This window comes from Candidatus Pantoea rara, assembly GCF_051136265.1.
Taxonomy (GTDB): Bacteria; Pseudomonadota; Gammaproteobacteria; order Enterobacterales; family Enterobacteriaceae; genus Pantoea; species Pantoea rara.
Genome location: NZ_CP194942.1, coordinates 2,006,478 through 2,031,679, shown reverse-complemented (window position 1 = coordinate 2,031,679; position 25,202 = coordinate 2,006,478). Strand labels below are relative to the sequence as shown.

Genomic DNA, 25,202 nt, shown 5'->3' with positions numbered 1-25,202 from the left:
ATGCGGGTTATTCAGGCGCGCCCTGCTGTAATGCCTGAAGAATCTGCCATGCCGCCCTGATGCGCAGCGGGTTGGGGTAATTCTTATTGGCGAGGATGACGATGCCGCTGTTCTGCTCAGGAATAAAGGCGATGTAGGCACCAAATCCGTTGGTGGCGCCGGTTTTATGCACCCAGCTGGCGCTCTGCGACGGCCCGACCGGATTGATCAGAGTCGCCGGACGCGGTTTCAGCGCAACACCATTATCATTGTCGCTGATTATCGTGTCGGCAGTAACAGGCCAGTCGTACATCTCCCATCCCAGTCCCTGATAGAAATTCCCGACTTTAAAATAGCGCGACTGCGCGGTGCGGATAGCATTACGTAGCACGGCATTGCCCGAAGATAAACGGTTGGGATCCACACTGGCCTGCATAAAGGTGAGCATGTCGCGCGCGGTGGATTTAATGCCATAGGCTTCGGCATCCAGCATACCGGGCGAGACCCGAACCGGCTGGTCATTTTTATAGCCCCAGGCGTAATTCAGCATCATCGACGGTGGCACGGTGATATAGGTACGCGTCAGGCGTAGCGGCTGAAACACATTTCGCGTCATCGCCTGCTCATAATCGCCCTTCACCATCAGCGAACCAAACAGACCAATACTGGCGTTCGAGTACTGACGCAGGGTGCCAGGCGCGGCCTCTGGCTGCCAGTTTTGATAGAAGCTGAGCAGCGAAGCCTGATCGGTGACGTCATCGGGCAGCTGTAAAGGCAGACCGCCCGCGGTATAGGTCGCCAGATGCAGCATGCGCACCCGTCGCCACTGCTCACCCGTCAGCTGCGGCCAGACCTTCTGCACCGGATCGTTAAGGCGAATTTCGCCGTTGCGGATCATGATCCCGGCCAGGGTACCGGTAAACGTTTTACTCACCGAGCCCAGCTCGAACAGCGTGTTTTCCGTGACCCGGCGGCCTGAATCAAGATCGGCCACACCGAAGTTCACGAACTGCGCCCGGCCTTTATAAAGCACCGCCACCGACATGCCGGGGATCGCCTGCTGCTCCATCAGCGGGTCGATCGTGGCTTTAACCAGAGAAGTGACCTGCTGTGAAGAGAGATCGGCGGCAACACAGCTGGCACAGAAAGACAATAACGCAAAGTAAAACAAAGACTTTTTCATTGGCAACAAAAGGGTTCTTTACTGAATTGAATTATTTACATTGGCTGGCGCAGGCCTGCACGCACATCTGAGCCTGTGAACTGCAGGCACCGCTGTCCCGGGTGTTACAGTGGGATTGCTCTGTGTAGCAGTTGGTCTGGCAGGCCGAGAGATCGCAGCGTGCAGCGACGGGCGTCAACTGAACCAGGGGTGCGCGGGCCGGAAAAAGCGGTGCGGGCTGAGCGAAGGCGCTGCTACCCAGTAATCCGGACAGCAGCAGAGTAAGGATAATTTTCATAAGAGTTCTCCAGTGGGACGCTGCACTAAGTATGGCCAGTCTGGCGCGCCCCGTCAGAGAAATCTAATCAAATTGAGACAACAGGGGGATGTTGGGTGACATTTACTACGCCACGGCTGTAGATATCGTTGAGCCGGGCAACATAACGATCGGTATCGTGCTGCTCTTTGATACGCAGAATGGCCGCCTCACCTTTTTCCTGCAGCATTTCGGGACGTTCGATGATGGCCAGGATCGTTGATTTCAGCCCCTCCACCAGCGACTGGCGCAGCTGCGTTTTCAGCTCTGCCGAGGTAATGCTGTATTCACGGTCAGCGTTCAGGGGACTCGCAATCACCCAGCCCGCGCTGGCGGGATTAATTTCGGGCAATGCGCGAACGTTACTGGTGATCACCGGGCAGCCGTTGGCCTGCATTTCCAGCACCGAGAAACCGTAGGTCTCCTGCCAGGTCGGTAACAGTCCGGCATCGCTCTGACGGAACAGCTGCATCAGCGCACTGTTTTCCATCTGAGAATGATGCGTGAAACATCGATAGCGTTTGATACGGTTCTCAGTGCCCGTGTAAAAAGCCTCATCATCCTGGAACTGGCGGTGAGCCACGTTACGACGCTTGGCGAGATCGCCAATCAGCTGCACATCCAGCTGCGACTCGTCTACTTTACGCTCTTCAATCAGCTCGCTGATTGCCAGTACCACTTCAGCCCCGCCTTTGCGATAGAACTCGTTACCGGCAAAAATCAGTTTCAGCACGCCGGATTGTCGCGGCGCTTTATGCTGAACGAATAGCTTCTGTGGCGGATGCAGCACCAGGGTTTTGCGGCGAATTTGCTGAGCGATATCCGGTTTGAACAGCTTCATCTGAATGTTCAGCGTAGCGTCTGAGATAGCAATCAGCCCCAGGCAGTTATCTTTTAACAGATAAGGGATCAGGCGTTTCAGCTCAGGGTTATCCTGCTTGGCAACACCCGCAACCGGCAGCACACGCGGCAGCTCCGTTTCAAAGGATGCGACCCACTTCTGCTGGGTGATCGCGACTTCGTTAAACAGATGCAGGATGTCAGCCCGCGATGCCCCTGAAAAAGGCACAGGCTGAAAGACAAAAGTTTTATTCTTTTTAAGCAAACGGGTTCGTAACGGATTAATAAAGTAAAAAAGATTGCTCTTTTTCAGGTTGATATACTGGTTATCCGGATTAACTAAGATATTACGTTGCTCCGGATACTGGTTATTGGTGATTCCAATTTTCATGGTCATTTTCCAGAGTCCTTTATGTCCAGAGTGATCTATATCACGCGATTGCTGTGGATAGGTTTGAGCAATATCCTAAAAGCCCCTCCAGACGCACATTCCACAGTTTTTCTAATGATTCATCCCGGTGATTAAACGGCCACCGTTGTCTCTGATTCCCAGGGTTATTTTTTTATTAACAGGTGTATGCAGATATGTCAGGCCAACTCACCCTTGATGAATCGGGGATTTTTAAGACAGCATCCGCGCCATTTTTATGTCAATATTTTATTATTTATGATGAATGATATTAAGACGAAGCGTCCCTTTAGTTTATAACTTTTAACGTAATATACGGGGGCGGGATCATACAGGTTTGGCGGGCGTCCTCTGACGCCTTACTGACCCTGAGACGTACCATCCGTAAAGACGACATTGATGAAACAAAGGATGCAGTTTACTCGTCTATGCACCCTTTTAGTCCGTCAATTTGCCACTTCAGCGTGCACTACGTCAGAAACCCAGCGTGCAAAATAACCGGCCTGAATAAATATAACTTAATGATTTTAAATCATTTAATGGCAATCCGTCGCGCAGGCACCTCTCTGGTACAAAAGTTGCAGGAATAAGGTATGCAGACAGGAGAGCAATATGAAAGCAATCGTGATTGGTGGCGGTATTGGCGGAATGAGCAGCGCCATTGCGCTGGAGAAAGCCGGAATCGACGTGGAAGTTTATGAAGCCGTACAGGAAATGAAGCCCGTCGGCGCGGCGATTTCCATCTGGCCCAACGGGGTTAAATGCCTGAATGCGCTGGGAATGAAAACCGCACTGCGTCAGCTGGGCGGCAATATGGCCTATATGGCTTATCACGACGGCACGACCGGCGCCCCCCTGACCCGCTTCAGCATGGAGCCGATGGTGAAACAGGTGGGCGAGTATCCCTGTCCGGTGGCGCGCGCCGAGCTGCAGGCGATGCTGATTGATACCTTTGGCCGTGAGCGGGTGCAGTTTGGTAAGCGGGTGATCCAGGTTGAAGAGACCGCAGACGGCGTGATCGCCACCTTTTCCGATAACAGTCAGGCCCGCGGCGATTTTCTGATTGCCGCAGATGGTACCCATTCGGTGATCCGCGAGTATGTGCTGGAAGAGAAGCTGGAGCGCCGTTATGCCGGTTACGTTAACTGGAATGGGCTGGTCACTATTGACGATCGCATTGCGCCCGCCGACCAGTGGACCACCTTTGTGAATGACGGCAAACGTGTGTCATTGATGCCGGTCAGCGGCAATCGGTTCTACTTCTTCTTTGATGTGCCGCTGCCGAAGGGATTGCCCCAGGATCGCAGCACGGTGAAAGCGGATTTGACCGGCTATTTCCAGGGCTGGGCGGAGCCGGTGCAGCAGCTGATTGCGGCGATTAATCCGGACACCACCAATCGGGTTGAGATCCACGACATCGAACCGTTCAGCCGTTTTGTAAAAGGACGGGTTGCTCTGCTGGGCGATGCGGCCCACAGCACCACGCCCGATATCGGTCAGGGCGGCTGCGCGGCAATGGAAGATGCCGTGGTACTGGCCTCCACGCTGGCCTCGCATTCGCTGGGCATCGAAGATGCACTGCTGCGCTATCAGGCGCGACGCGTTGAACGGGTAAAAGATCTGGTGCTGAAAGCGCGCAAACGCTGTGACGTAACCCATGCGCACGACCCGGCGGTCACGGCGGAGTGGTATCAGTCACTGAAAAGTGAAACCGGTGAGCGGGTGCTGGCCGGAATGTGCGAAACCATTGAAGGCGGCCCGCTGGGTTGACCCAAAAAAGGAGGGCTGTCAGCATGACAGCCCTTTAGGTTATGAATCCGCCAGACCGCGATTTTTCAGCATCGGCTCCAGCTGTGGCGCCGCGCCTCGCCAGCTTTCATAGAGCGTTTTGAGATCGCTGCTGTTACCCCGCGACAGGATCTTCTGTCGGAAGATGTCGCCGTTCTCACGCGTCAGTCCACCCTGCTCCGTAAACCACTGATACCCATCGTCAGCGAGCATCTGCGTCCAGATATAGGCGTAATAACCTGCGGCATAGCCCCCGCCCCAGATGTGCTGGAAATAGCTGGAACGATAACGCGGCGGCACCGCCGTCAGCGCCATATTGTCGCCTTGCAAGGCCTGCTGCTCGAATCCCTCCACGCTTTGTGGTGCGGAATCACGGTTGATGCTGTGCCAGTGAAGATCCAGCAGCGCGGCGGCCAGCAACTCGCTCATCTCATAGCCTTTGTTGAACGTCGCAGCCCGGACGATCTTTTCATGCAGCTCAGCGGGCATCTGCGCCTGAGTCTGATAGTGACGGGCGTAGTTGCGGAACACTGCCGGCTCGCTTGCCCAGTGCTCATTGATCTGCGACGGAAACTCGACAAAATCGCGCGGGGTTTCCGTGCCCGACAGGCTCGGATAGCGCTGGCTGGCAAACAGCCCGTGCAGCGTGTGGCCGAACTCGTGAAACATCGTGATGACGTCGTCCCAGCTCAGCAGCGCCGGTTCACCGGCGGGCGGTCTGGTGTAGTTACAGACGTTGTAGATCACCGGTTTGCTGTCGAGCAGCGTTGACTGGTTGACGAAGTTGCTCATCCAGGCACCGCCGCCTTTACTGTCGCGCTTAAAGAAGTCGGTGTAAAACAGCGCCAGCGGCGTCTCATCGGCATCGAAAATTTCATAGACCTGCACGTCGGGATGATAAACCGGCAGATCCTGGCGCGCAGTAAAACGGATACCATAGAGCTGCGTCGCCGCCCAAAACACCCCATTCTGCAGCACCGAATTCAGCTCAAAGTAGGGCTTAATCTGGTTCTCATCAAGATCGTATCGGGCACGCCTTACCTGTTCGGCATAAAAACGCCAGTCCCAGGCCTGTAGAGTAAAATCACCCTGCTGCTGATCGATAGTCTGCTGGATGTCCGCCGCTTCACGTTCGGCACGTGCGCGCGCAGCCGGCACGATGTTGTGCATAAACGCCAGCGCAGCCCTGGGCGTTTTTGCCATCTGATCCTGTAGTTTCCACTCGGCATAGCTGGCAAATCCCAGCAGCCGGGCCTGTTCCGCCCTGACCTGCGCCAGCCGTAACACCAGCTCGCGGGTGTCGTTCTCATCGCCTTTTTCCGTGCGCGTTACGCCCGCCTTAAACAGTGCTTCACGGGTCGCGCGATCGGCGAGGCTCTGCAGCGCGGGTTGCTGCGTTGTGTTCTGCAGCACCAGCAGCCAGCTTTTCTCCAGCCCGCGCGCCTGCGCTTCCGTCTGCGCCACCAGCAGATCGGCCGGTGACAGTCCCGCCAGCTGCTGCACATCATTAACGACAAGTCCGCCTGCTTTAGTGGCGGCCAGCAGTTTATTGGTGAAGCGGGTACTGAGCCGTGCGGCTTCCTGATTCAGCGCTTTGAGCTGCTGCTTCTGCGCCTCCGGCAGATTGGCGCCCGCCAGCTGGAAACGCTGCCAGATCACCTCGACCAGCCGTTTTGATTCGGCATCCAGTTTAGCGCGCTGCAAATAGACCGCGTCGAGCCGTGAAAACAGCGGGCGGTTCAGCATGATGTCATCGTTAAGCGCGGTAAGCTGGGGTGCTATCTCCTCATCCACCTGCTGCAGAAAGGGGCTGGTATGCGCCGAGGTCATGGCACCGAAGACCAGATTCACCCGGTTGAGCAGTTGTCCGCTCTTCTCCAGCGCTTCGAAGGTGTTAAGAAAGGTAGGCGCTTCGCTGTTCAGGGCGATCGCCTCGATCTCCTGACGCTTCTCCTCGATGCCCGCCTGCAGCGCAGGCAGGAAATCCTGCTCCTCAATCTGGTCAAAGGGAGGTGCCTGATAAGGCAGTGTGCTGACGCTAAAGAAGGGATTCTGACGGGCGTTCATGGTTCGCTCCTGATGGGCATCGCAAAGTCTTATCCTGACAGGTTGCCGCGCAGGTCACAACTCAGGCGATTTGCTGTTGATAAACGCTGATAATTTCACCGGCAATCGCCACCGCAATCTCAGCGGGCAGCTTGCCTTTGACGTCCGGCAGGCCAATCGGACAGCGCAGGCGCGCCAGCGGTTCGTCCGCCACACCCTTGCCTGCCAGCCGGTAGCGGAAACGCTGGTTTTTGGTCTCTGAACCGATCAACCCGGCATAGCGAAAATCGCTGCGTTTCAGTACCGCTTCGCACAGCTCAAAGTCGAGCGGATGATGATGGGTCATGATGATGAAATAGCTGCCCACAGGCGCCTGCGCCACGCAGTCGACCGGGTCCTCCGGCTGCCAGGTGACCACGCCCGCGGGAACGTGGCTGAACTGCCCTGGACGGGTGTCGATCCAGTTTATGTGACAGGGTAACGTTGCCAGCAGGTTCACCAGCGCCTGTCCGACGTGGCCCGCGCCAAACAGGTAGATTTCCGGCTGCGCCTGCAGCAGTGGCTCAAACAGCAGCGTGGTTTTACCGCCACAGCACTGTCCGAGCCGCGCGCCAAGACTGAAATCCTCGGTGTGTGGTGCGGTCGCCCCGCTCTGCAGCATTGCCCGTGCCTGAGCGATACACGCAAACTCCAGATGACCCCCTCCGATAGTGAGAAAGCTCTCCTGCCGGGTGACGACCATTTTGCTGCCGCTGTCACGTGGCACCGAACCGTGCTCACTCAGCACAGTGATTAATACACAGCTTTGGCGTTTTTCACGTAACTGATGCAGCACGCCGATCCAGTCATGGTAGATCATCAATGGCTCCCGTCAGGCGCTGCACGCCCCAGAAGATGCGCTCCGGCGTGGCGGGCGCATCCAGCAACGGATGCTGCCGGTAATCGGCCACGCTGGCGACCGCATCCTGCAGTGCGCACCAGGCGGCGATACCCAGCATAAACGGCGGTTCACCGACGGCCTTGGAGTGGAACACCGTATCTTTCGGGTTTTTGCGGTTCTCTACCAGCGTCACCCGCAGGTCCGCCGGCATGTCGCTGATGGCGGGAATTTTGTAGCTCGCCGGACCATCAGTCAGCAACTGGCCTTTATCACTCCACACCAGCTCTTCGCAGGTGAGCCAGCCAACGCCCTGAACGAAGCCGCCTTCGACCTGGCCAATGTCGATGGCCGGGTTCAGCGAGGCCCCGACGTCATGCAGGATGTCGGCACGCAGCAGGCGGGACTCACCGGTTAAGGTGTCGATCACCACCTCGCAGCAGGCCGCACCATAGGCGTAGTAATAGAATGGCGTGCCACGCCCGGCCACCCGGTCGTAATGAATACCCGGCACGCGGTAGTAGCCGGTGGCGGAGAGCGGCACCTGATTCAGCCAGGCCAGTTTCGCCACTTCGGCGAAGGTGTAATGTTTATCTCCGGCACGAACCACGCCGTTGCGGAAGCTCACCGTTGCCGCGTCGCAGTGATGCAGTTCGCAAAGCATGGCGGTCATGCGGTCGCGCAGGATTTCAGCCGCATTCTGCGCCGCCTTACCGTTAAGGTCAGCGCCGCTGGAGGCCGCTGTCGGCGAGGTATTAGGCACTTTACCGGTGTCGGTGGGGGTGATCTGGATTTTATCGGTCTCAATCTGCAGCACTTCGGCGACAATCTGAATCACCTTGGTGTTCAGCCCCTGGCCCATCTCAGTACCGCCATGATTCAGCTGTACCGTGCCATCGGTGTAAATCAGGATCAGCGCACCCGCCTGATTGAGGAAGCTGGAGGTAAAAGAGATGCCGAATTTTACCGGCGTCAGCGCCAGACCACGTTTCAGCAGCGGACTGCGGGCGTTGAACGCCGTGATTTCCGCGCGACGTGCCTGATAGTCGCTGCTCTGCTCCAGCTGTTCGGTGATTTCATCCAGCAGATTGTCCTCGACCTGCTGGTGGTAATGGGTAATGTTGCGATCCTGCTTGCCATAGTAGTTACGCTTACGCAGCGCCAGCGGGTCCAGCCCACGGTGGCGGGCGATGTGATCCATGATCTGTTCGATCGCCACCATACCCTGCGGTCCGCCAAAGCCGCGATAGGCGGTGTTTGAGGCGGTGTTGGTACGGCAGCGATAACCCGTAACTAATGCATCACCGAGGTAATAGGCGTTATCGGCGTGAAACATGGCACGATCGACAATGGATCCGCTAAGATCCAGCGAATAACCGCAGTTTCCAGCCAGATCGATTTTGATGCCACACAGACGACCATCCTCTTCAACGCCTGCGTCGTAGCGCACAAAGAACGGATGGCGTTTACCGGTAACGCGCATATCGTCGCGGCGTGAGAGCCGCATCTTCGCCGCCCGGCCGGTCTGACGCGCCACGATAGCGCAGAGACAGGCCACACCGGCCGCCTGCGTCTCTTTGCCGCCAAATCCACCGCCCATCCGGCGCATATCAATCGTCACCTGATTCAGGCTGATGCCCATCACTTCCGCCACCAGCTTCTGCACTTCAGTAGGGTTCTGGGTTGAGGAGAAAACCTGCAGCTGCTGATCTTCGCCCGGAATGACCATTGCCGTCTGGGTTTCCAGATAGAAATGCTCCTGGCCGCCAATGTGAAACGACCCGCTGACCCGATGCGGCGCGCGCGCCAGCGCTGCTTCCACGTCACCGCGCTGATGGACGTGGGGTTCCTGTACAAAGCTGCCCTGCGCCAGCGCCTGCTCCACATCCAGCAGCGGTTCCAGCACGTCGTACTCAATCACCGCCGCGGCTGCGCCCAGACGCGCAGCGTCAGGGGATTCCGCCGCCACTGCGATCACGATCTGTCCCAGATATTCCACTTTGTCATGGGCCAGCAGCGGATCGCCTGGCTCCAGCGGTCCAACATCATTGATGCCCGGCACATCCTGCCAGGTCAGGACGCTCACGACGCCAGGAATCGCGTAGCACGGCTGCACGTCTATACCCAGGATGCGCGCATGCGCGTGCTCGCTCAGACGCGGACAAAGATGCAGCAGACCCGGCAGCTCTGGCTTGTCGTCAATAAAACGCGCTTCGCCGGAGACATGTTTTTCCGCACTTTCATGACGGTGACTGCGACCCACGCCACTCTGTAATTCTGCGGCATACTGCGCCTTGATCACGGCTTCGTTGAGTTCAGGACGATTATGAGACATAGCGGGAGACCTCAAGGCAGGTGATTTCGCCGTTGTGGCGATGCCAGTAGCGGCGCAGCAGGTTTCGCGCCACCTGAAGGCGGTAGTCACTGCTGGCGCGGAAATCGGAAAGCGGCTGGAAGTCCTCTGCCAGCGCCGTGGCTGCACGTGACACCGTCACGGCATTCAGCGGTTGACCGATGAGTGCCTGTTCACAGTGACGGGCACGCTGCGGTGTCGCTGCCATGCCGCCAAAGGCAATGCGGGCAGAACTCACCACGCCCTGTTCAATTTGCACATTAAATGCGGCGAACACGGCAGAGATATCATCATCCAGCCGTTTGGAAACTTTCCAGGCGACAAAATCAGGTGACACTGTCACCTTATCAATGCGAATGGCGCGTATAAACTCCCCTTTTTCCAGCTGCGTCTGGCGATAGCCGGTAAAGAACTGGTCCAGCGGCAGGCTGCGCTGCTGCTCACCGCGCTGTAACAACAGGCTGGCATTCAGGGCCAGCAGTACCGGCGAGGCATCCCCTATCGGTGAGGCGTTGCCAATGTTACCGCCGAGTGTGCCCTGCAGGCGGATTTGCAGCGAGGCAAAACGCTGCAGCATCTCGCTGACGCCGGCAATCCGGCTGGCAAGAAACTCGCTGACCTGCTGGAGTGATGCGCCTGCGCCCAGCAGGTAGTGGTCGTCAAATTCGCTGCAGACTTTCAGCGCGGCAACCTGCTCCAGCGCAATCAGCAGCGGGATTCGCTTATGCTGCTGAGTAATCTGCAGGCTGAGATCGGTGCCACCGGCAATCAGCTTCGCATCGGGATGTGCCAGATAGATTGCCGCCAGCTGAGCCGGCGTTTTCGGCAGGAAGCAGCGGCGACCTTCGCCGCCTATCTCCTGCATCTCCAGGGTGGCCAGTGCTTCCAGCCGCTGCACAGTGGCAGCCGCGCTGTGATCAAACTGGTCCGTGACCGGCTGCGAGCAAAGCTGTTCGGCGGCAGCCATAATTGGCCGGTAACCGGTGCAGCGGCAGAGGTTGCCTGCCAGTGCAGTCTCCGCCTGATGACGATCCCAGCCCGCTGTATTTTTTTGCAGGCTGAACAGCGACATCACAAAACCTGGCGTGCAGAATCCGCATTGTGAGCCGTGGCAGTCGACCATCGCCTGCTGCGCAGGATGCAGTGCGCGGCCGTGACGCAGATCCTCGACCGTAATCAGCTGTTTGCCCTGCAACGCGGAGACCAGCGTCAGGCAGCTGTTGACCGTTTCATACTGCATTTCTCCCCCGACGACTTTGCCGAGAGTGACGCTGCACGCGCCACAGTCACCTGAAGCACACCCCTCTTTGGTGCCAGGGCGATGCTGACGGGTGCGCAGATAGTTAAGTACAGTGAGATTCGGGTCGAGCGCAGTTTCGCTGACCAGCTGGTTGTTTAACAGAAACTGGATCATGCCGCTTGCTCCTGTGCATCGCGCTGCCAGACCGGACGACCACCGACCCAGGTCTGGGCAATATTGCGGTCGTCGCCCAGTGTCATTAAGACAAATAATTTTTCCCAGATATCTTTGCTGTTACCGATGCGCAACTGCTGCAGCGCAGACACCGCCGGGTCGAGTACCACAAAATCCGCCTCTTTGCCGATGTTGAAATTCCCGATCGCATGGTCGAGATCCAGCGCGCGCGCCCCGCCCAGCGTGGCGTGATAAAAGGCTTCGGCGGCACTGAGCCGGTAGTGCTGCAGCTGACCGACCTTGTAGGCTTCACCCAGGGTCTGCAGCATGTTAAAGGTGGTGCCTGCACCGACATCGGTGCCTATCCCCACTTTCACGCCCTGCTGCCAGCTGCGCTTAATGTTAAACAAGCCGCTGCCGAGAAACAGGTTTGAAGTGGGACAGAAAGCGATTGAAGAATCGGTATCGTGCAGACACTGCCACTCTTTCTCTTCCAGGTGCAGGCAGTGCGCAAAGACGCTGCGTCGGCCGGTCAGCTGATGATGATGATAAACATCCAGATAGCCCTCGCGCTCCGGGAACAGCGCTTTCACCCAGGCGACCTCCTGTGGGTTTTCGCTGAGATGGGTGTGCAGCCAGGTATCGGGAAACTCCTGACGCAGTTGCTGTACTTTTGCCAGCAGCTGCGGGGATGAGGTCGGCGCAAAGCGCGGCGTCAGGGCGTAGCTCAGCCGTCCACGCTGGTGCCAGCGTTCAATCAGCGCCCGCGTCTGCTGGTAGCTCTGCTCCGGCGTTTCAGTAAGATTATCGGGCGCATTGCGATCCATCATCACTTTACCGGCGATCAGCCGCATGTTCAGGGCTTCCGCCGCACTGAACAGCGCTTCCACCGATTGCGGATGGACGGTGCCAAACACCAGCGCGCTGGTGGTGCCGTTAGAGAGCAACTGATGCAGGAAAAAGGCGGACATTTTTGCAGCGTGATCGGGGCAGTGATACTGCGCTTCGACCGGAAACGTGTAGTGATTCAGCCACTCCAGAAGCTGTTCGCCAAATGCGCCAATCATCTCTGTCTGCGGATAATGAATGTGGGTATCGACAAAACCTGGCACGATCACTTTGCCGCGCAGATCAGTCACCGGATGACCCGACAGCATCGCCTCACTGTTCTCCCAGCTCTCAAGCCCTGCCACGTGACCATCACGCAGCAGCAGCACCCCATCCTCCAGATAGCGCGCCTGCCCGACCAGGTCGTCGGGATGATCCGCCACGCCAGTGAAGTCAAAGAAGCTGGCGCGTATCGCCGTGTCGGTTGCTGATAGCATGCTTTGTCCTTTCTGAAAGCGCGATTTAATATCTGCAGATGATTCTCTCTTTAACACCTTGCAACCTGCGTGCCAGAACCTCCATCAAAGAAATCCCTTATATTTCAATAAATAAGGCCATCCCAGGTGTTGCGCAACGAAATTAGCCCCCTGACAGCTTAGCAACCGTTTGCATAGCACATGCAAACGGTTGCTAGTTAAAATGGGGCTCATTGAACATTTTGAGCATGGCCTGCTGCCCGCACAGCTGCCCTTTTAAGGTGCAGACTGCCCCGTAAAGGCGCAGCGGATAGCAAAGTAAAATCCGTTTACAGGCCGGGTCGCTTTTCCACGCGCAGAAGCAGAAATGAAATGCTATGGTGAAGCCATCAACGTTGAAAATGGCATAAGGAACAGTGAGATGATTATTTTTGTCACCGGTGCGACCGCCGGTTTTGGTGAAAGCATCACCCGCCGCTTTATTGAAAATGGTCACAAAGTGATCGCCACCGGACGCCGCGCCGAACGATTGAAAGCGCTGAAGGATGAGCTGGGCGAAAACCTGTATACCGTGCAGCTGGATGTACGTAACCGTGCCGCCATTGAAGAGGCCGTGGCGCAGTTACCGGCGGAATGGCGCAATATCGATGTGCTGGTCAACAACGCCGGTCTGGCGCTGGGCATTGAGCCTGCGCACAAGGCCAACGTTGAAGACTGGGAAAATATGATCGACACCAATACCAAAGGCCTGGTCTACATGACCCGCGCCCTGCTGCCACAGATGGTGGAGCGTGATGTGGGTCATATCATCAACATCGGTTCGATTGCCGGTAGCTGGCCTTATGCCGGTGGCAACGTTTATGGTGCCACTAAAGCGTTTGTGCGACAGTTCAGCCTTAATCTGCGCACCGATTTGCACGGCACCGCGCTGCGCGTGACCGACATCGAGCCGGGTCTGGTGGGCGGCACAGAGTTTTCCAGCGTGCGTTTTAAAGGCGACGATGATAAAGCGGGTCAGGTTTATGAAGGGGCTAAAGCACTGACGCCAGAAGATGTGACAGAGGCGGTCTGGTGGGTCGCCATGCTGCCTAAGCATGTCAACATCAACAGCCTTGAGATGATGCCGGTCAGCCAGACGCTGGCGGGCCTGAAAGTCCACAAGCCGTAACGCTCTGCAGCGCCAGCCCGCCTGGCTGGCGCTATCCGCGTCCCCAGCCCAGAACGATGATCAGCATGCCGCTGAACGCGATCAGTGCCCCACTCCAGTCCCATGCGCTTAACTTTACGCCATCCACTACCCGTAACCAGAGCAGCGCGGTGAGCACATAGACGCCACCATAGGCCGCATAAACCCGTCCGCTGGCGGCAGGATGCAGGGTCAGCAGCCAGACAAACAGCGCCAGACTGGCCGCAGCGGGCAATACCAGCCAGACTGAGCCGCCTTTTTTCAGCCACAGCCACGGCAGAAAGCAGCCGATAATCTCCGCCAGTGCTGTAACAAAAAACAACAAGACGGTCTTAATTAGCACCCTTACCTCTCCTGAACGTAAACAAACGACTCACCGCTGGTTGGCAAATAAACACCGATGATATACTAAGAATCTATGCCATCAGGCTATTTTATTTGCCAGTCCAGACCCTGACAGTGCTCACCCTCCTCACGTACCTGACGTATGACATGTACGCTGTGGTTTCTCCACGCTGTCCGCGTCGGGACTGACTGCAACAATGACGCCTGATGGGATAGATAGGCTCGTAAAGTACCCGCTGCAACCGCCATCGCAGATGCCGGTTTTTGCGTTAACTAAAGGATATTGTGATGAAAAAAATGATCCCTGCCGTGCTGTTGGTTCTGCTCTCCTCTGCGGCATTCACTGCCACTGCGAACACGAATCGTCTGATCATTGAAGATGGCAGCACCGCGCTGGGCAACGAAGCGGCGCGCCAGGATAAAGAGCAATGGAATGACACGCGCATGCTGCGTAATAAAGTGAACACTCGCGTCGAAAAAGAGTTTGATAAGACCGATCGTGCCTTTGATACCCGCGACAAATGCGAGCAGAGCCTCAATCTCAACGCTTACTGGGAACCAAACACCCTGCGTTGTCTGGATCGCCGTTCAGGTCGCCCGGTCGCGCCGTAATTTTGAGCTATAGTAATGACGGACGACTAACATAAGGAAGACGTGATGAAGCTACAGAGGGTTTTGTTAAGCGCGGCATTTTTAGCTCTGCCGCTGATGGCACAGGCATCCTGTGAGTCGATGAAAGCCGATATCAGCCAGAAAATTATTCAGAACGGTGTGCCTGAATCAGGTTTTAGTCTCGACGTCGTCGCCAACGATCAGGTTGATCAGGCGGGCGGTCAGGTCGTCGGACATTGTGAAAACGACACACAAAAGATTGTTTATAAGCGTACAGGCCGTGACGATGAAGCCAGCGTCCCCGCCAGTGCCGGCAGTTCGCAGGACGCGCCTGCACAATAGTCAGAGTCGAATCAGGGCGACATTCTGTCGCCCTGCCTGCTAGTCCGCCTGTTCCGGCCGCTGACGCGGCATCATCCACGCCACACCTACCGCAAACAGTGCTATTACCAGTGCCACGACGAACACCCAGTGCAGTGATGTCGCAATAGCAGCCACCATCTGCTGCAGGGTTTCCGGTTGCAACTGCTGACGACTGGGTTCGGACATAATCTGCTGTACCGGATCCTGTACCTGTGGCAGTCGCCATTGCAGGTTAAGGTTCAGCACTGCGCCCATAATCGCCGTCCCCACTGCCGAGCCGATCATCCGGCTGAACATGATTGACGCGGTACAGATGCCGCGGATCTGGTAGTCCGCCTGGTTCTGCACAGAGACCAGAAACGTGGTGCTGGTCATCCCCATACCGGTCCCAATCAGAAACGCCGTGAAGCCCGCCTGATAGAGAGAGCTTGCAGGCTGTAAGAACAGCAGCAAGGCACTGCCGGTGACCAGCAACAGCGCACCGAGCTGGGCGGTAAAACGATAAGAGGTGTGCAGCATCAGTCTGCCGCTCAGGGTACTGGCCAGCGGCCACCCTATCGACATCATCGCCAGCACGCTGCCCGCCTGTAACGGTGAGCCGCCGCGAATCCCCTGGATCCAGGTGGGCAAAAACGCGCTGATGCCCATCATGGCCGCCCCGATAATCAGATTGCCCGCATTACCGGCCACGATAAGCCGGCTGCGCCAGATGATCAGTGGAAACAGCGGTGCCGCTGAACGCTGCTCATGGCGCTTAAGCTGCCAGCCCGCGAACAGTGAGAACATCAGGAACGGTACCAGCCAGATGCCCAGCTGTTCTGCCTGCAATAGCGCCACCAGCAGGGCCGTCACGCAGAGCATAAGCCAGCCGCTGCCTGCCAGGTTCAGCGGCTGCGATTTCTCCTCCCTCTGGTGCGCCGGTAGCCAGCGCGCCAGCATCAGCATGCTGATCAGGCCAATCGGCAGATTGACCCAGAAAATCACCGACCAGCTAAAATGCTGCACCAGCCAGGCACCGGTCAGCGGCCCGACGATCGCTGCCACACCCCATACGCTCGAGAGCCAGCCCTGCACGCTGGCACGTTCGCGCGGCGAATAGATATCCGCCACGATGGTGGAGCTGAGTGGCATGATTGCACCTGCTCCCAGGCCCTGAAATGCCCGGAAAAGAATTAGCCAGGTCATGGTATGGGCAAAGCCACACAGCACCGATCCCGCCAGGAAGATTGCGGTCCCGACAAAAAACATTGTTTTGCGCCCCACCATATCCGCCAGCCGCCCATAAAGAGGTACGCTGACCGCCTGAGTCAGCAGATAAATGGAGAAGACCCAGCCAAACTGTGAGAAACCGCCGAGGTCAGCAATGATGGTGGGCATCGCGGTGGCGACAATGGTGACCTCAATGGCCGCCATAAACATCGCCAGCATGCAGGCAATTAAGATCCAGTGGCGATGTCCGGTCTGGAGTTGTGCGCTTTCAGTCATAGGGTTCCTTTTTTAATCTGCAAGGCTAGCGCAAAAACAGCCAAAGCAGTTTCCCGCGCGTGCGCATCTTCTGCGCCATCTGTGACGGTGTCACCAAAGTCGATGAATTTTTTTTATTGTCGCATTAGCCCAGCGGCTATGCGGCTTTAACACCATTTTAACCTGTTTCTATCTGCCTGATATATGGCTTAAAAGCTGGCTTGTGCAAAAAAGGCCTGTTATAGCATTACCCTATCTTATTCGGTATTCGCTGAAAAAGAGTGGATAAACAGTCATTTTATCTACATTTTATCGCAGTTTCGGTTTTGGGTGCGGTGGCAGTTTTTGTCGCTCCTGTCAGACTGCTTAGGGTTCGTATAACAATTGAGATCGTCATCAGGGAGATTCTCCTATGCAAAATGCTTCACTGGCTCAACGCGCCGGTCTGGCACTGCTTGCAGTGGTCGCGGTGATCGCAGTGCTGATCTGGGGCTTAGGCTGGGATCAGCTGGTCGCACGTAAAGTCGATCTGCTCTATCTCGGGCAGCAACACCTCTTCTTAGTTTTCTGGTCAATGTTGTTCGCTCTGCTGGTCGGTATTCCCAGCGGCATTCTGCTCAGTCGCCCGTTTGCGCGTCGCTGGGCCGAATATGTGATGCAGATTTTCAATGTAGGTAACACCCTGCCACCGCTCGCGGTGCTGGCACTGGCGATGGTAATAATCGGCATTGGCGATCGTCCGGCGCTGATTGCGCTGTTTCTGGCGTCGTTGCTGCCCATCGTCCGCAACACCTTCTCCGGCCTGAGTGCGGTTCCTCCGTCGCTGATTGAGGCCGCCAACGGCATCGGCATGACTAAATGGCAACGTCTGCGTCAGGTTGAACTGCCCAATGCCATGCCAGTGATCCTCGCCGGCGTGCGCATCGCCACCGCCATCAACGTCGGCACCGCTCCACTGGCCTTCCTGATTGGTGCCAGCAGCTTTGGTGAACTGATCTTCCCGGGTATCTATCTGAATGACTTCCCGACGCTGATTCTGGGCGCCGTTGCCACCGCACTGGTGGCGCTGGTCCTGGATATGATGCTGGCCGCGCTGGGCCGCTTTCTGAGTCCGCATGCTGCGGCCTGACCACAAGGAGCTTTGTAATGCTAACGAAGTGGATTAAGAAAAGCGTTGTCGCGCTGACTGCGACGCTGCTGCTAAGCCAGACGGCGCAGGCTGCCGCCCCGCTGGTGATGGCAACCAAAAGTTTTACCGAGCAGCATATTCTGTCCGCGATGACGGTGCTGTGGCTGCAGAAGAAAGGCTTTGAGGTGGTTCCTAAACGTAATATCGCCACCACCATTGGTCGTAATGCACTGCTGAATAAGCAGATTGATATGGTCTGGGAATATACCGGTACGTCACTGATCATCTTTAACCATATCAATCAGCCCATGTCTTCACAGCAGGCGTATGAGACGGTGAAAAAGCTGGATGCAAAGCTCGGGCTGGTCTGGCTTAACCCGGCACCGATGAACAATACCTATGCCTTTGCCATGACCCGTGCACGGGCCGAAAAAGAAGGTATCAGCACGATGTCGCAGCTGGTTGCGAAGATTGAGCAGGTGCGTAAATCTGACCCGGATCATAACTGGCGTCTTGGTCTGGACCTGGAGTTCTCCGGTCGTTCCGATGGTATGAAGCCGCTGCAGAAGACCTATAACCTGGCGCTGGATCGTCCGCAGATACGCCAGATGGACCCGGGTCTCGTTTACAACGCCATTCGCGATGGATTCGTCGATGCCGGTCTGATCTACACCACCGATGGACGGGTTAAGGGCTTCGACCTGAAAGTGCTGGAGGATGATAAACACTTCTTCCCAAGCTACAACGTGACGCCGGTCGTGCGTCAGGATGTGCTGGCGAGCCATCCGGGGCTGGATACCGCGCTTAATCAGCTTTCTGCGCAGATCACCGATGAGGCGATCACAGAGCTGAACAAGCGGGTCGATATCGATCATGAGTCACCGGAAAACGTGGCGCGTGATTTCCTTCAATCTAAAAACATGCTGTAAGGAGGCACTGTGGATACCCTTCACTACATCATGGATAACTGGAGCACTCTGCTCACCCTGAGCTGGCAGCACAGCTGGCTGGTGCTGGTGGCAGTCGGTTTGGCCATTGTGATTGGTGTGCCGCTTGGCATTCTGATCGTGCGCGTCAGATGGCTGGCAACGCCAATTCTCGGTATCGCCACCGTGGTGCTGACCATTCCTACTATTGCGCTGTTTGGTCTGATGATTCCGGTATTTTCGCTGATCGGTCAGGGCATTGGCGCGCTGCCGGCGATTACCGCCGTGTTCCTCTACTCGCTGCTGCCGATTGTGCGCAATACCCACACCGCGCTGGAGAATCTGCCGGACGGTCTGCGTGAAGCCGGTCGGGGCATCGGCATGACCTTCTGGCAGCGTCTGCGCTGGGTTGAAATCCCGATGGCGCTGCCGGTGATTTTCGGCGGCATCCGTACTGCCGTAGTGATGAACGTTGGCGTGATGGCGATTGCCGCCGTGATTGGCGCGGGCGGCCTGGGCCAGCTGCTGCTGGATGGTATCAGCGGCAGTGATATTCGTATGTTAATTGCCGGGGCATTGATGATTTGTCTGCTGGCTATTTTTCTTGACTGGCTGCTGCACCGTTTACAGCAGGCGCTCACTCCAAAGGGGATTCGATAATGATTACGCTGGAAAACCTGACGAAAACCTTTACTCAGAAAAACGGCACCACGAATAAAGCCGTCGATAACGTCAGCCTGCATGTGCCAGCCGGTGAGATGTGCGTACTGCTGGGGCCATCGGGCTGCGGTAAGACCACCACGCTGAAGATGATTAACCGTCTGATTCCCGCCACCAGTGGCCGGATCCTGATTAATGGCGAAGATACCAGTACCCAGGACACCACCACCCTGCGCCGCAATATTGGCTATGTCATCCAGCAGATTGGTCTGTTTCCCAACATGACCATTGAGGAGAACATTACCGTCGTGCCACGCATGCTGGGCTGGAACAAGAAACAGTGCCGTGAACGTGCCACCGAGCTGATGAGTATGGTCGCACTGGACCCCACTAAGTTTCTGCATCGCTATCCGCGAGAGATGTCCGGCGGTCAGCAGCAGCGTATCGGCGTGATTCGTGCCCTGGCTGCGGATCCACCGGTGCTGCTGATGGATGAGCCGTTTGGTGCCGTCGACCCGATTAACCGTGAAGTGATCCAGAATGAGTTTCTCGACATGCAGCGTCAGTTAAAGAAGACCGTGATGCTGGTGAGCCATGATATTGATGAGGCGCTGAAGCTGGGCGATCGCATCGCGGTATTTGGCCAGGGTAAGATCGTGCAGTGCGCCAGCCCGGATGAGCTGCTGGCCACGCCGGCCAATGATTTTGTTGGTTCGTTTGTTGGCCAGGACCGCACGCTTAAGCGTCTGTTACTGGTGCAGGCGGGTGACGTGACCGATCAGCAGCCAACTATCACCGTGCGCCGCTCGACGCCACTGGATGAAGCTTTTGGCACCATGGATGAGAACGATATGCGATCGATTACCGTGGTCGATGAGGATGGCAAGCCGCTGGGCTTTGTGAAACGTCGTGAGGCGCGTAACGTGAGTGGCCGTTGTGAAGAGAAGCTGCATACCTTTAAGGTTACCGGTAAAGCCGAAGAGAACCTTCGCGTGGTGCTGTCAAAACTCTATGAGCACAACACGGTCTGGATGCCGATTGTCGATGAAGACGGTCGCTACAGTGGGGAGATTTCGCAGGATTATATTGCGGATTATCTCAGCTCAGGCCGTACCCGTCGTCGTCTGAATCCCTAGTCCAGCCAGACAAAAGGGCCACAGTGGCCCTTTCAATCGCAGAGAAACCCTCATCAGGCTAAAGCAGACAGCAACACAAAAGATAAATGCGAAGGGAACACGGTCAAAGGAGGAAAGCGTCCCGCGCCAGGACGGCGCGAAACGGGCGAGACCGGATAGTCTGTGATGCTTTGCTGCAGGCCTATGCTCCTATGGCTTTGAGTTTCTGCGTTGTCTGTGAGAGATACATCGGCCCTTCTGCTTTTTAGCTCTCCGTGAGCGTTTCTGCCTCAACCTCTTCCAACGCAGGTGCCTCGTCTGGCAGCACCAGATTGAGCACGATCGCCAGAATCCCGCCAGTCGTCACCGCATGACCAAACAAATTGTTAATCAGCGGCGGGAACTGCTTCAGCACTTCCGGCACCGCTTCCACGCCCAGACCAATCCCGAATGAGATCGCCACAATCAGCATCTCTCGGCGGCCCAGCGGCGTCTGAGTCATCACCCGGATACCCGCCGCGACCACGCTGCCAAACATCACAATGGTTGCCCCGCCCAGCACTGACGGCGGGATCTGCTGCAGCAGCGACCCAGTAAACGGAAAGAGTCCCAGCAACGCCAGCATTATTCCCAGCAGCATACCGACATAACGGCTGGCGACCCCGGTCATCTGAATCACGCCATTGTTCTGCGCGAAAGTGGTGTTAGGAAAGGCGGAAAAGACCGCGGCCAGCACGCAACTCAGGCCATCGGCGACAATACCGCCCTGCAGCCGCTGCTGAAAAGGCTGGCCCGTGATCGGCTGCCGGGAAATCAGGCAGTTGGCGGTAAGATCGCCAACCGCTTCAATCACCGCGATGACGGATACCAGCGCAATCGGCAGAAAGATAGTCCAGTCAAAGGCGAAGCCAAACCGGAAGAAGGCAGGCAGCACCAGCCAGTTGCTCTCCGGCGCGACGTGCAGTTGTAAATGGCCGGTTAAGGCCGCCGCAACACATCCCACCGTGATGCCAGCCACTACTGCCACCAGCCGCGCCCAGCGGTTGCGTGAACGGTTCAGGGCCACAATCACCAGCAGCGTCAGCGCACCCAGCGCCAGGTTCTCCGGCGAGCCAAAATCGGTCGCGTTGTGACCGCCAGCCCAGTCGGTGATGCTGACTTTAATCAGGCTGATGCCAATCAGGGTGATCACCGTACCGGTCACTACCGGCGTCAGTACGTTGCGCAGCGAACCGACGCAGCGACTGATCAGTACCGGAATCAGCGCCGCCACCAGGTTGCAGCCAAACAGCATCGCCATAATCTCTTCCGGCGAACCGCCGCGCCCTTTCACCATGAGGCCACCGGACAGGATCACGCCCAGAAAGGCGAAGCTGGTTCCCTGCAGGCAGATCATCCCCGCCCCGATGCCATGAAAGCGTCTGGCCTGCATAAAGGTGCCTAAGCCGGAAACAAAAAGCGACATACTGATCAGATAAGGAAGCCAGGCCTGCAGGCCCAGCACTGAACCAATGATCAGCGGTGGTGTGATGATGCCCACCACACTGGCGAGCAGATGTTGCAGCGCGGCGAAAAATGCCGGGACGGGACCAATGCGGGCTTCGAGCCCATATAACAAACCTTTCTCGTGCGAATGCGACATGGAAGTACTCCGGCTCTGTGTGATAAGCGGAGTTAATGCATTTTCTGCGCCATGACGTCACCTTTTCGTGTGATGCAGGCCAGGTTATTAAATGTTAAGTGGAAATTTTTAAAGAGAGCCAGTGGTCAGCCTGAAACTTTAGACTCACCACCGACCTGGATGACTTGGTTTGTTTCATATTCAGGCGATCTTTGCACTCGCAGCGTGCAGCGTGTCAGGCTCCAGCAGGGAAATATCGATGTAAGGCGTGAGATCGCGCTGCTCTGCACGCGGCAGATAAGGCAATTCACCCAGCAGCGGCGCCCCGATTTTTTCTTGCAGAATTTCAATAATGTCGCTGTATTGTGCCAGGCCCGGATTGATGCGATTCGCTACCCAGCCGACCAGCGGCAGCCCATCCCGTGCTATCGCCTCTACTGTGAGCAGAGCGTGACTGATACAGCCTGACTGGATGCCAACCACCAGCACCACCGGCAGTTGCTGCTCAACAACCCAGCATGAGAGCGGGCGTCCGTCGTTCATCAGGCTGCGCCAGCCACCCGTTCCCTCCACTACCACGCGATCGACCTGCTGCACCAGGCTGGTTAAGCCACGGGTCAGCAAGCCATAATCGATATTCTGGCCCGGATGGGTGCAGATCTCCTCCTCCTGAAAGACCAGCGGGTTGATCGCCTCATAGGCCAGATCGACAGAGGAAGCGCTTTGCAGAACCTGTGCATCTTTGTTACGCAGGCCATCAGCGGTTTTGACCGCACAGCGCGCAACGGGCTTGTAGCCGGCGGCACTGCATCCAGTCTGAATAAAACTTTGTAACAGGGCGCGTGACACCACCGTTTTGCCCACTGCGGTATCGGTGCCGGTAACAAATAGTCTGTTCACTCAACTTCTCCTCTCAAACCGTCGCGGTTAATCGGTGATTAACCTTGCTGCGAACCGGCATTTTAAAGAATGGAGAATGTGAGCGGATTGCGTTAGCGCAAGTTCAGGTCTGCTTAACCTTGCAACAGTTTCACTAACAGATGTCCGTTATACAGCGCGTCTTTGATCAGCGCGGCCCCCCCCAGCGTTCCCGGCTCGCTAAATTCAGTGGGTGCCAGCTGGATACTCGCGCTGTAGGCAGGGAGTGACTGCTGCAGAATGGTATTGCTCACAGCAGGAAAGAGCACATCAGCGGCGGCATTAAGAGGGGAACCGATAAGAATGTGTTGTGGATTGAAGATATTGACCATCATCGCCAGAATCCGTCCAACGTGATGACCGACGCTGGCGATGGTGTCGCGCGCCAGGCGATCGCCGGACTGCGCGGCCACGCACAGTGACGCCAGCGTCAGGGGCTGATTGTTGAGCAGGCTGTCGGGCTGGGCAGGCAGACGCTGTGCCGCAAGCGCCAGCAGGCTGCCGGTGCTGGCGACCGTCTCCAGACAACCATGATTTCCGCAGTAGCATTGCTGACCGTAAGGGTCGATCTGGGTATGGCCGATTTCGACCAGCGCCCTGCCACTTTTATGCAGCAGCTGACCGCCACTGATGACACCAGCGCCCACGGTTTCATCAATGACAATCTGAATCACATCCTGGGCACCGCGTGAGGCACCAAACAGCGACTCCGCCAGCGTCCAGGCTGAAATGTCGTGCTGTACAAACACCGGTAAGCCGGTTCGCGCCGCCAGTGTATCGCCCAGCGGCATATCGCGCACTTCATAACCCGGCAAACGATGCACCACGCCGGAGGCGGCGTTAATCAGCCCAGGCAGAGTGATAGCAATCGCCGTAAGGCGTTCCAGCTTCTTTTGATGACGGATAAAAAAGGCATCAACCTGTTCAATCAGTGCAGTGAGTAGCGGCTGCGCAGATTCATCAGGCAGCGGCAGGCTGTCTTCAACCAGCGACCGACTGCTGAGATCGCGCAGCGTAAAGGTCATCGCGCCGCGGTGCAGGCGGATCGCCAGATAGTGCCAGGCGTCGGTATCCAGTATCAGGCCAATCGCCGGACGGCCACGACTGCCGGGATCCTGATATTCAGTCTCCTGTACCAGATGCGCGTCCAGCATTTCACGCACAATTTTGGTGATGCTGGCCGGGGCGAGCTGGGCACGACGGGAAAGTTCGATACGCGAAATGGGACCGTGACGGTCAATTAATCGATAAACGACACCTGCATTGGTCTGCTTGATCTGGTCAATGTGGCCAGGTTGACTGTCCGGATTCACAACCCTGCTCCCGGTTATTTTCGCGCTTCTAAATAAACATGCGCCATGGTGAGGCAGATCAGGCGACAGCGTCAAATATTTGATTAGAAATGTGATTTATCGCACATATTGATGCGCTGAGACGGGCGCTTCAGGGCCGATTTTCCCGCAACAACGCCATCATGTTCTCCATCTGGGCATTCATCTCGCGTCCGGCTGACCAGACCAGCCACAACTCTGAAATGGCATCCTCTTCCATTAATGGCAACCAGACCAGATCGGCCAGCCGTGCACGCCGAAATGAGGCAGGCAGAATAGAAACGCCCAGACCGGTTGCCACCAGCCCAAGGATGGTCATCGCCTCACCCACTTCCTGGGTGATGTAGGGCTTTATGTGATAGCGGTGCAGCAGCGCCAGAATATCGCTGTAGAGCGCGGTTCCGCCCTGAGGATCGAAAAAGACAAAGGGTTCAGATGCCAGGGCAGTTACAGAGATTTTGTCGGCGTCAGCCAGCGGATGCGCCTTATGCACCACGGCATAGAGCGGCTCGCTCAATAGTAGTTGATGCCGCAGATCGGCTGGCAGCGGCGTGTTGCGCATTACGCCGAGATCAAGCCGACCATCGTGCAACGGTGCCAGTTGCTGGCGGGTGTTGATCTCCTGCATATGAATATGCACCTGCGGCCAGCGCTGACGAAAGCGGAACAGCGCATCGGAAACCACGGCGGTAAACGGAGCAGACGAGGTAAAGCCGATCCGCAGCTCTCCCTCTTCGCCCCGGTGCAAACGGGCAGCGCGATCGGCGGCCTGCTCAACCTGCAACAGAATCGCGCGGGAATCGCTCAGCAACTGATGCCCGGCAGCGGTAAGTTGCACGCTGCGGTTGTTGCGATTAAACAGCTTTGCGCCGGTTTCCGCTTCCAGTTGAATAATCTGCTGGCTGAGCGGGGGCTGAGAGATATTCAGGCGCTGGGCTGCCCGCCCGAAATGCAACTCTTCGGCGACCGCCACAAAGTAGCGAAGATGACGCAGCTCGATATTCATATGTTAAACATCTCATTTGAGATTATTAATATATTAGA

General features: G+C 56.7%; 22 protein-coding genes. 8 read left to right on the top strand and 14 right to left on the bottom strand.

Annotated features, from left to right (window positions below; genetic code table 11):
• Nucleotides 1–7: 7 nt before the first annotated feature.
• From ampC to ACR8BF_RS09525, 3 genes are all read right to left on the bottom strand, one after another.
• Nucleotides 8–1,162, bottom strand: coding sequence for a class C beta-lactamase (gene ampC / locus ACR8BF_RS09535; RefSeq protein WP_434744838.1), 1,155 nt, complete (start codon nt 1,160–1,162; stop codon nt 8–10).
• A gap of 31 nt (nt 1,163–1,193) precedes the next feature.
• Nucleotides 1,194–1,439: a hypothetical protein gene (locus tag ACR8BF_RS09530; RefSeq protein ID WP_179895738.1), complete on the bottom strand. Its 246-nt coding sequence runs from the start codon at nt 1,437–1,439 to the stop codon at nt 1,194–1,196.
• Nucleotides 1,440–1,506: 67 nt separating this feature from the next.
• Entirely contained in the window at nt 1,507–2,688 is a 1,182-nt protein-coding gene (locus ACR8BF_RS09525; RefSeq protein WP_434744837.1) for a glycosyltransferase family 4 protein, read from the bottom strand.
• Nucleotides 2,689–3,318: 630 nt separating this feature from the next.
• On the opposite strand from ACR8BF_RS09525, the gene hpxO reads away from it, so the two are divergent.
• Nucleotides 3,319–4,476: an FAD-dependent urate hydroxylase HpxO gene (gene hpxO, locus ACR8BF_RS09520; RefSeq protein ID WP_292992439.1), complete on the top strand. Its 1,158-nt coding sequence runs from the start codon at nt 3,319–3,321 to the stop codon at nt 4,474–4,476.
• Nucleotides 4,477–4,515: 39 nt separating this feature from the next.
• Here the strand turns inward: hpxO and dcp are convergent, their stop codons facing one another.
• The 5 genes from dcp to guaD all read right to left on the bottom strand — a co-directional run bounded on the left by dcp (nt 4,516) and on the right by guaD (nt 12,509).
• Nucleotides 4,516–6,561 (bottom strand): peptidyl-dipeptidase Dcp, encoded by a 2,046-nt coding sequence (gene dcp, locus ACR8BF_RS09515; protein WP_434744836.1) that lies wholly within the window; start codon nt 6,559–6,561, stop codon nt 4,516–4,518.
• Nucleotides 6,562–6,622: 61 nt separating this feature from the next.
• Nucleotides 6,623–7,399, bottom strand: coding sequence for a xanthine dehydrogenase accessory protein XdhC (xdhC, locus tag ACR8BF_RS09510; protein WP_434744835.1), 777 nt, complete (start codon nt 7,397–7,399; stop codon nt 6,623–6,625).
• A complete protein-coding gene (gene xdhB, locus ACR8BF_RS09505; protein ID WP_434744834.1) occupies nt 7,386–9,752 on the bottom strand; it encodes a xanthine dehydrogenase molybdopterin binding subunit in 2,367 nt (788 codons plus the stop codon). Before xdhB ends, xdhC begins: the two co-directional genes overlap by 14 nt.
• A complete protein-coding gene (gene xdhA / locus ACR8BF_RS09500) occupies nt 9,742–11,184 on the bottom strand; it encodes a xanthine dehydrogenase small subunit (RefSeq protein WP_434744833.1) in 1,443 nt (480 codons plus the stop codon). The genes xdhB and xdhA overlap by 11 nt, the downstream gene beginning before the upstream one ends.
• A complete protein-coding gene (gene guaD / locus ACR8BF_RS09495) occupies nt 11,181–12,509 on the bottom strand; it encodes a guanine deaminase (RefSeq protein WP_434744832.1) in 1,329 nt (442 codons plus the stop codon). The genes xdhA and guaD overlap by 4 nt, the downstream gene beginning before the upstream one ends.
• A 400-nt stretch (nt 12,510–12,909) precedes the next feature.
• Here guaD and ydfG point away from each other — a divergent pair, with 400 nt between their 5' ends.
• Nucleotides 12,910–13,656: a bifunctional NADP-dependent 3-hydroxy acid dehydrogenase/3-hydroxypropionate dehydrogenase YdfG gene (gene ydfG / locus ACR8BF_RS09490; protein ID WP_292992433.1), complete on the top strand. Its 747-nt coding sequence runs from the start codon at nt 12,910–12,912 to the stop codon at nt 13,654–13,656.
• A gap of 31 nt (nt 13,657–13,687) precedes the next feature.
• Here the strand turns inward: ydfG and ACR8BF_RS09485 are convergent, their stop codons facing one another.
• Nucleotides 13,688–14,017, bottom strand: a complete 330-nt coding sequence (locus ACR8BF_RS09485) for a YnfA family protein (RefSeq protein ID WP_314983940.1) — start codon at nt 14,015–14,017, stop codon at nt 13,688–13,690.
• A 290-nt stretch (nt 14,018–14,307) separates the two neighbouring features.
• On the opposite strand from ACR8BF_RS09485, the gene ACR8BF_RS09480 reads away from it, so the two are divergent.
• Together ACR8BF_RS09480 and ACR8BF_RS09475 are read left to right on the top strand one after the other, a co-directional pair.
• Entirely contained in the window at nt 14,308–14,631 is a 324-nt protein-coding gene (locus ACR8BF_RS09480; RefSeq protein ID WP_179895729.1) for a DUF1283 family protein, read from the top strand.
• A gap of 45 nt (nt 14,632–14,676) precedes the next feature.
• Nucleotides 14,677–14,973 carry a DUF1161 domain-containing protein gene (locus tag ACR8BF_RS09475; RefSeq protein WP_434744831.1) on the top strand — a complete coding sequence of 99 codons (297 nt, stop codon included), beginning with the start codon at nt 14,677–14,679 and terminating at the stop codon, nt 14,971–14,973.
• 39 nt (nt 14,974–15,012) lie between these two features.
• On the opposite strand, the gene ACR8BF_RS09470 is transcribed toward ACR8BF_RS09475, so the two are convergent.
• Complete coding sequence (locus ACR8BF_RS09470) at nt 15,013–16,479, bottom strand: MDR family MFS transporter (RefSeq protein ID WP_314983944.1); 1,467 nt, start codon at nt 16,477–16,479, stop codon at nt 15,013–15,015.
• A 391-nt stretch (nt 16,480–16,870) separates the two neighbouring features.
• Here ACR8BF_RS09470 and osmY point away from each other — a divergent pair, with 391 nt between their 5' ends.
• Genes osmY through osmV form a run of 4 tightly spaced genes read left to right on the top strand, consistent with a single transcriptional unit; the run spans nt 16,871 to nt 20,309 of the window.
• Nucleotides 16,871–17,587, top strand: a complete 717-nt coding sequence (gene osmY, locus ACR8BF_RS09465; RefSeq protein WP_136197944.1) for an osmoprotectant ABC transporter permease OsmY — start codon at nt 16,871–16,873, stop codon at nt 17,585–17,587.
• 17 nt (nt 17,588–17,604) lie between these two features.
• Complete coding sequence (locus ACR8BF_RS09460; RefSeq protein WP_179895726.1) at nt 17,605–18,516, top strand: glycine betaine ABC transporter substrate-binding protein; 912 nt, start codon at nt 17,605–17,607, stop codon at nt 18,514–18,516.
• A 9-nt stretch (nt 18,517–18,525) separates the two neighbouring features.
• Nucleotides 18,526–19,173, top strand: a complete 648-nt coding sequence (osmW, locus tag ACR8BF_RS09455; protein ID WP_003853661.1) for an osmoprotectant ABC transporter permease OsmW — start codon at nt 18,526–18,528, stop codon at nt 19,171–19,173.
• Nucleotides 19,173–20,309: an osmoprotectant ABC transporter ATP-binding protein OsmV gene (gene osmV, locus ACR8BF_RS09450; RefSeq protein ID WP_292992426.1), complete on the top strand. Its 1,137-nt coding sequence runs from the start codon at nt 19,173–19,175 to the stop codon at nt 20,307–20,309. Before osmW ends, osmV begins: the two co-directional genes overlap by 1 nt.
• Nucleotides 20,310–20,553: 244 nt before the next feature.
• Here the strand turns inward: osmV and ACR8BF_RS09445 are convergent, their stop codons facing one another.
• The 4 genes from ACR8BF_RS09445 to ACR8BF_RS09430 form a co-directional block, all read right to left on the bottom strand.
• Nucleotides 20,554–21,930: a nucleobase:cation symporter-2 family protein gene (locus ACR8BF_RS09445; protein WP_434744830.1), complete on the bottom strand. Its 1,377-nt coding sequence runs from the start codon at nt 21,928–21,930 to the stop codon at nt 20,554–20,556.
• A gap of 180 nt (nt 21,931–22,110) precedes the next feature.
• Nucleotides 22,111–22,809 (bottom strand): dethiobiotin synthase, encoded by a 699-nt coding sequence (bioD, locus tag ACR8BF_RS09440; protein WP_434744829.1) that lies wholly within the window; start codon nt 22,807–22,809, stop codon nt 22,111–22,113.
• Nucleotides 22,810–22,922: 113 nt separating this feature from the next.
• A complete protein-coding gene (mlc, locus tag ACR8BF_RS09435; protein ID WP_179895722.1) occupies nt 22,923–24,140 on the bottom strand; it encodes a sugar metabolism global transcriptional regulator Mlc in 1,218 nt (405 codons plus the stop codon).
• Nucleotides 24,141–24,270: 130 nt separating this feature from the next.
• Entirely contained in the window at nt 24,271–25,164 is an 894-nt protein-coding gene (locus tag ACR8BF_RS09430) for a LysR family transcriptional regulator (RefSeq protein WP_179895721.1), read from the bottom strand.
• Between the last annotated feature and the right edge of the window lie 38 nt (nt 25,165–25,202).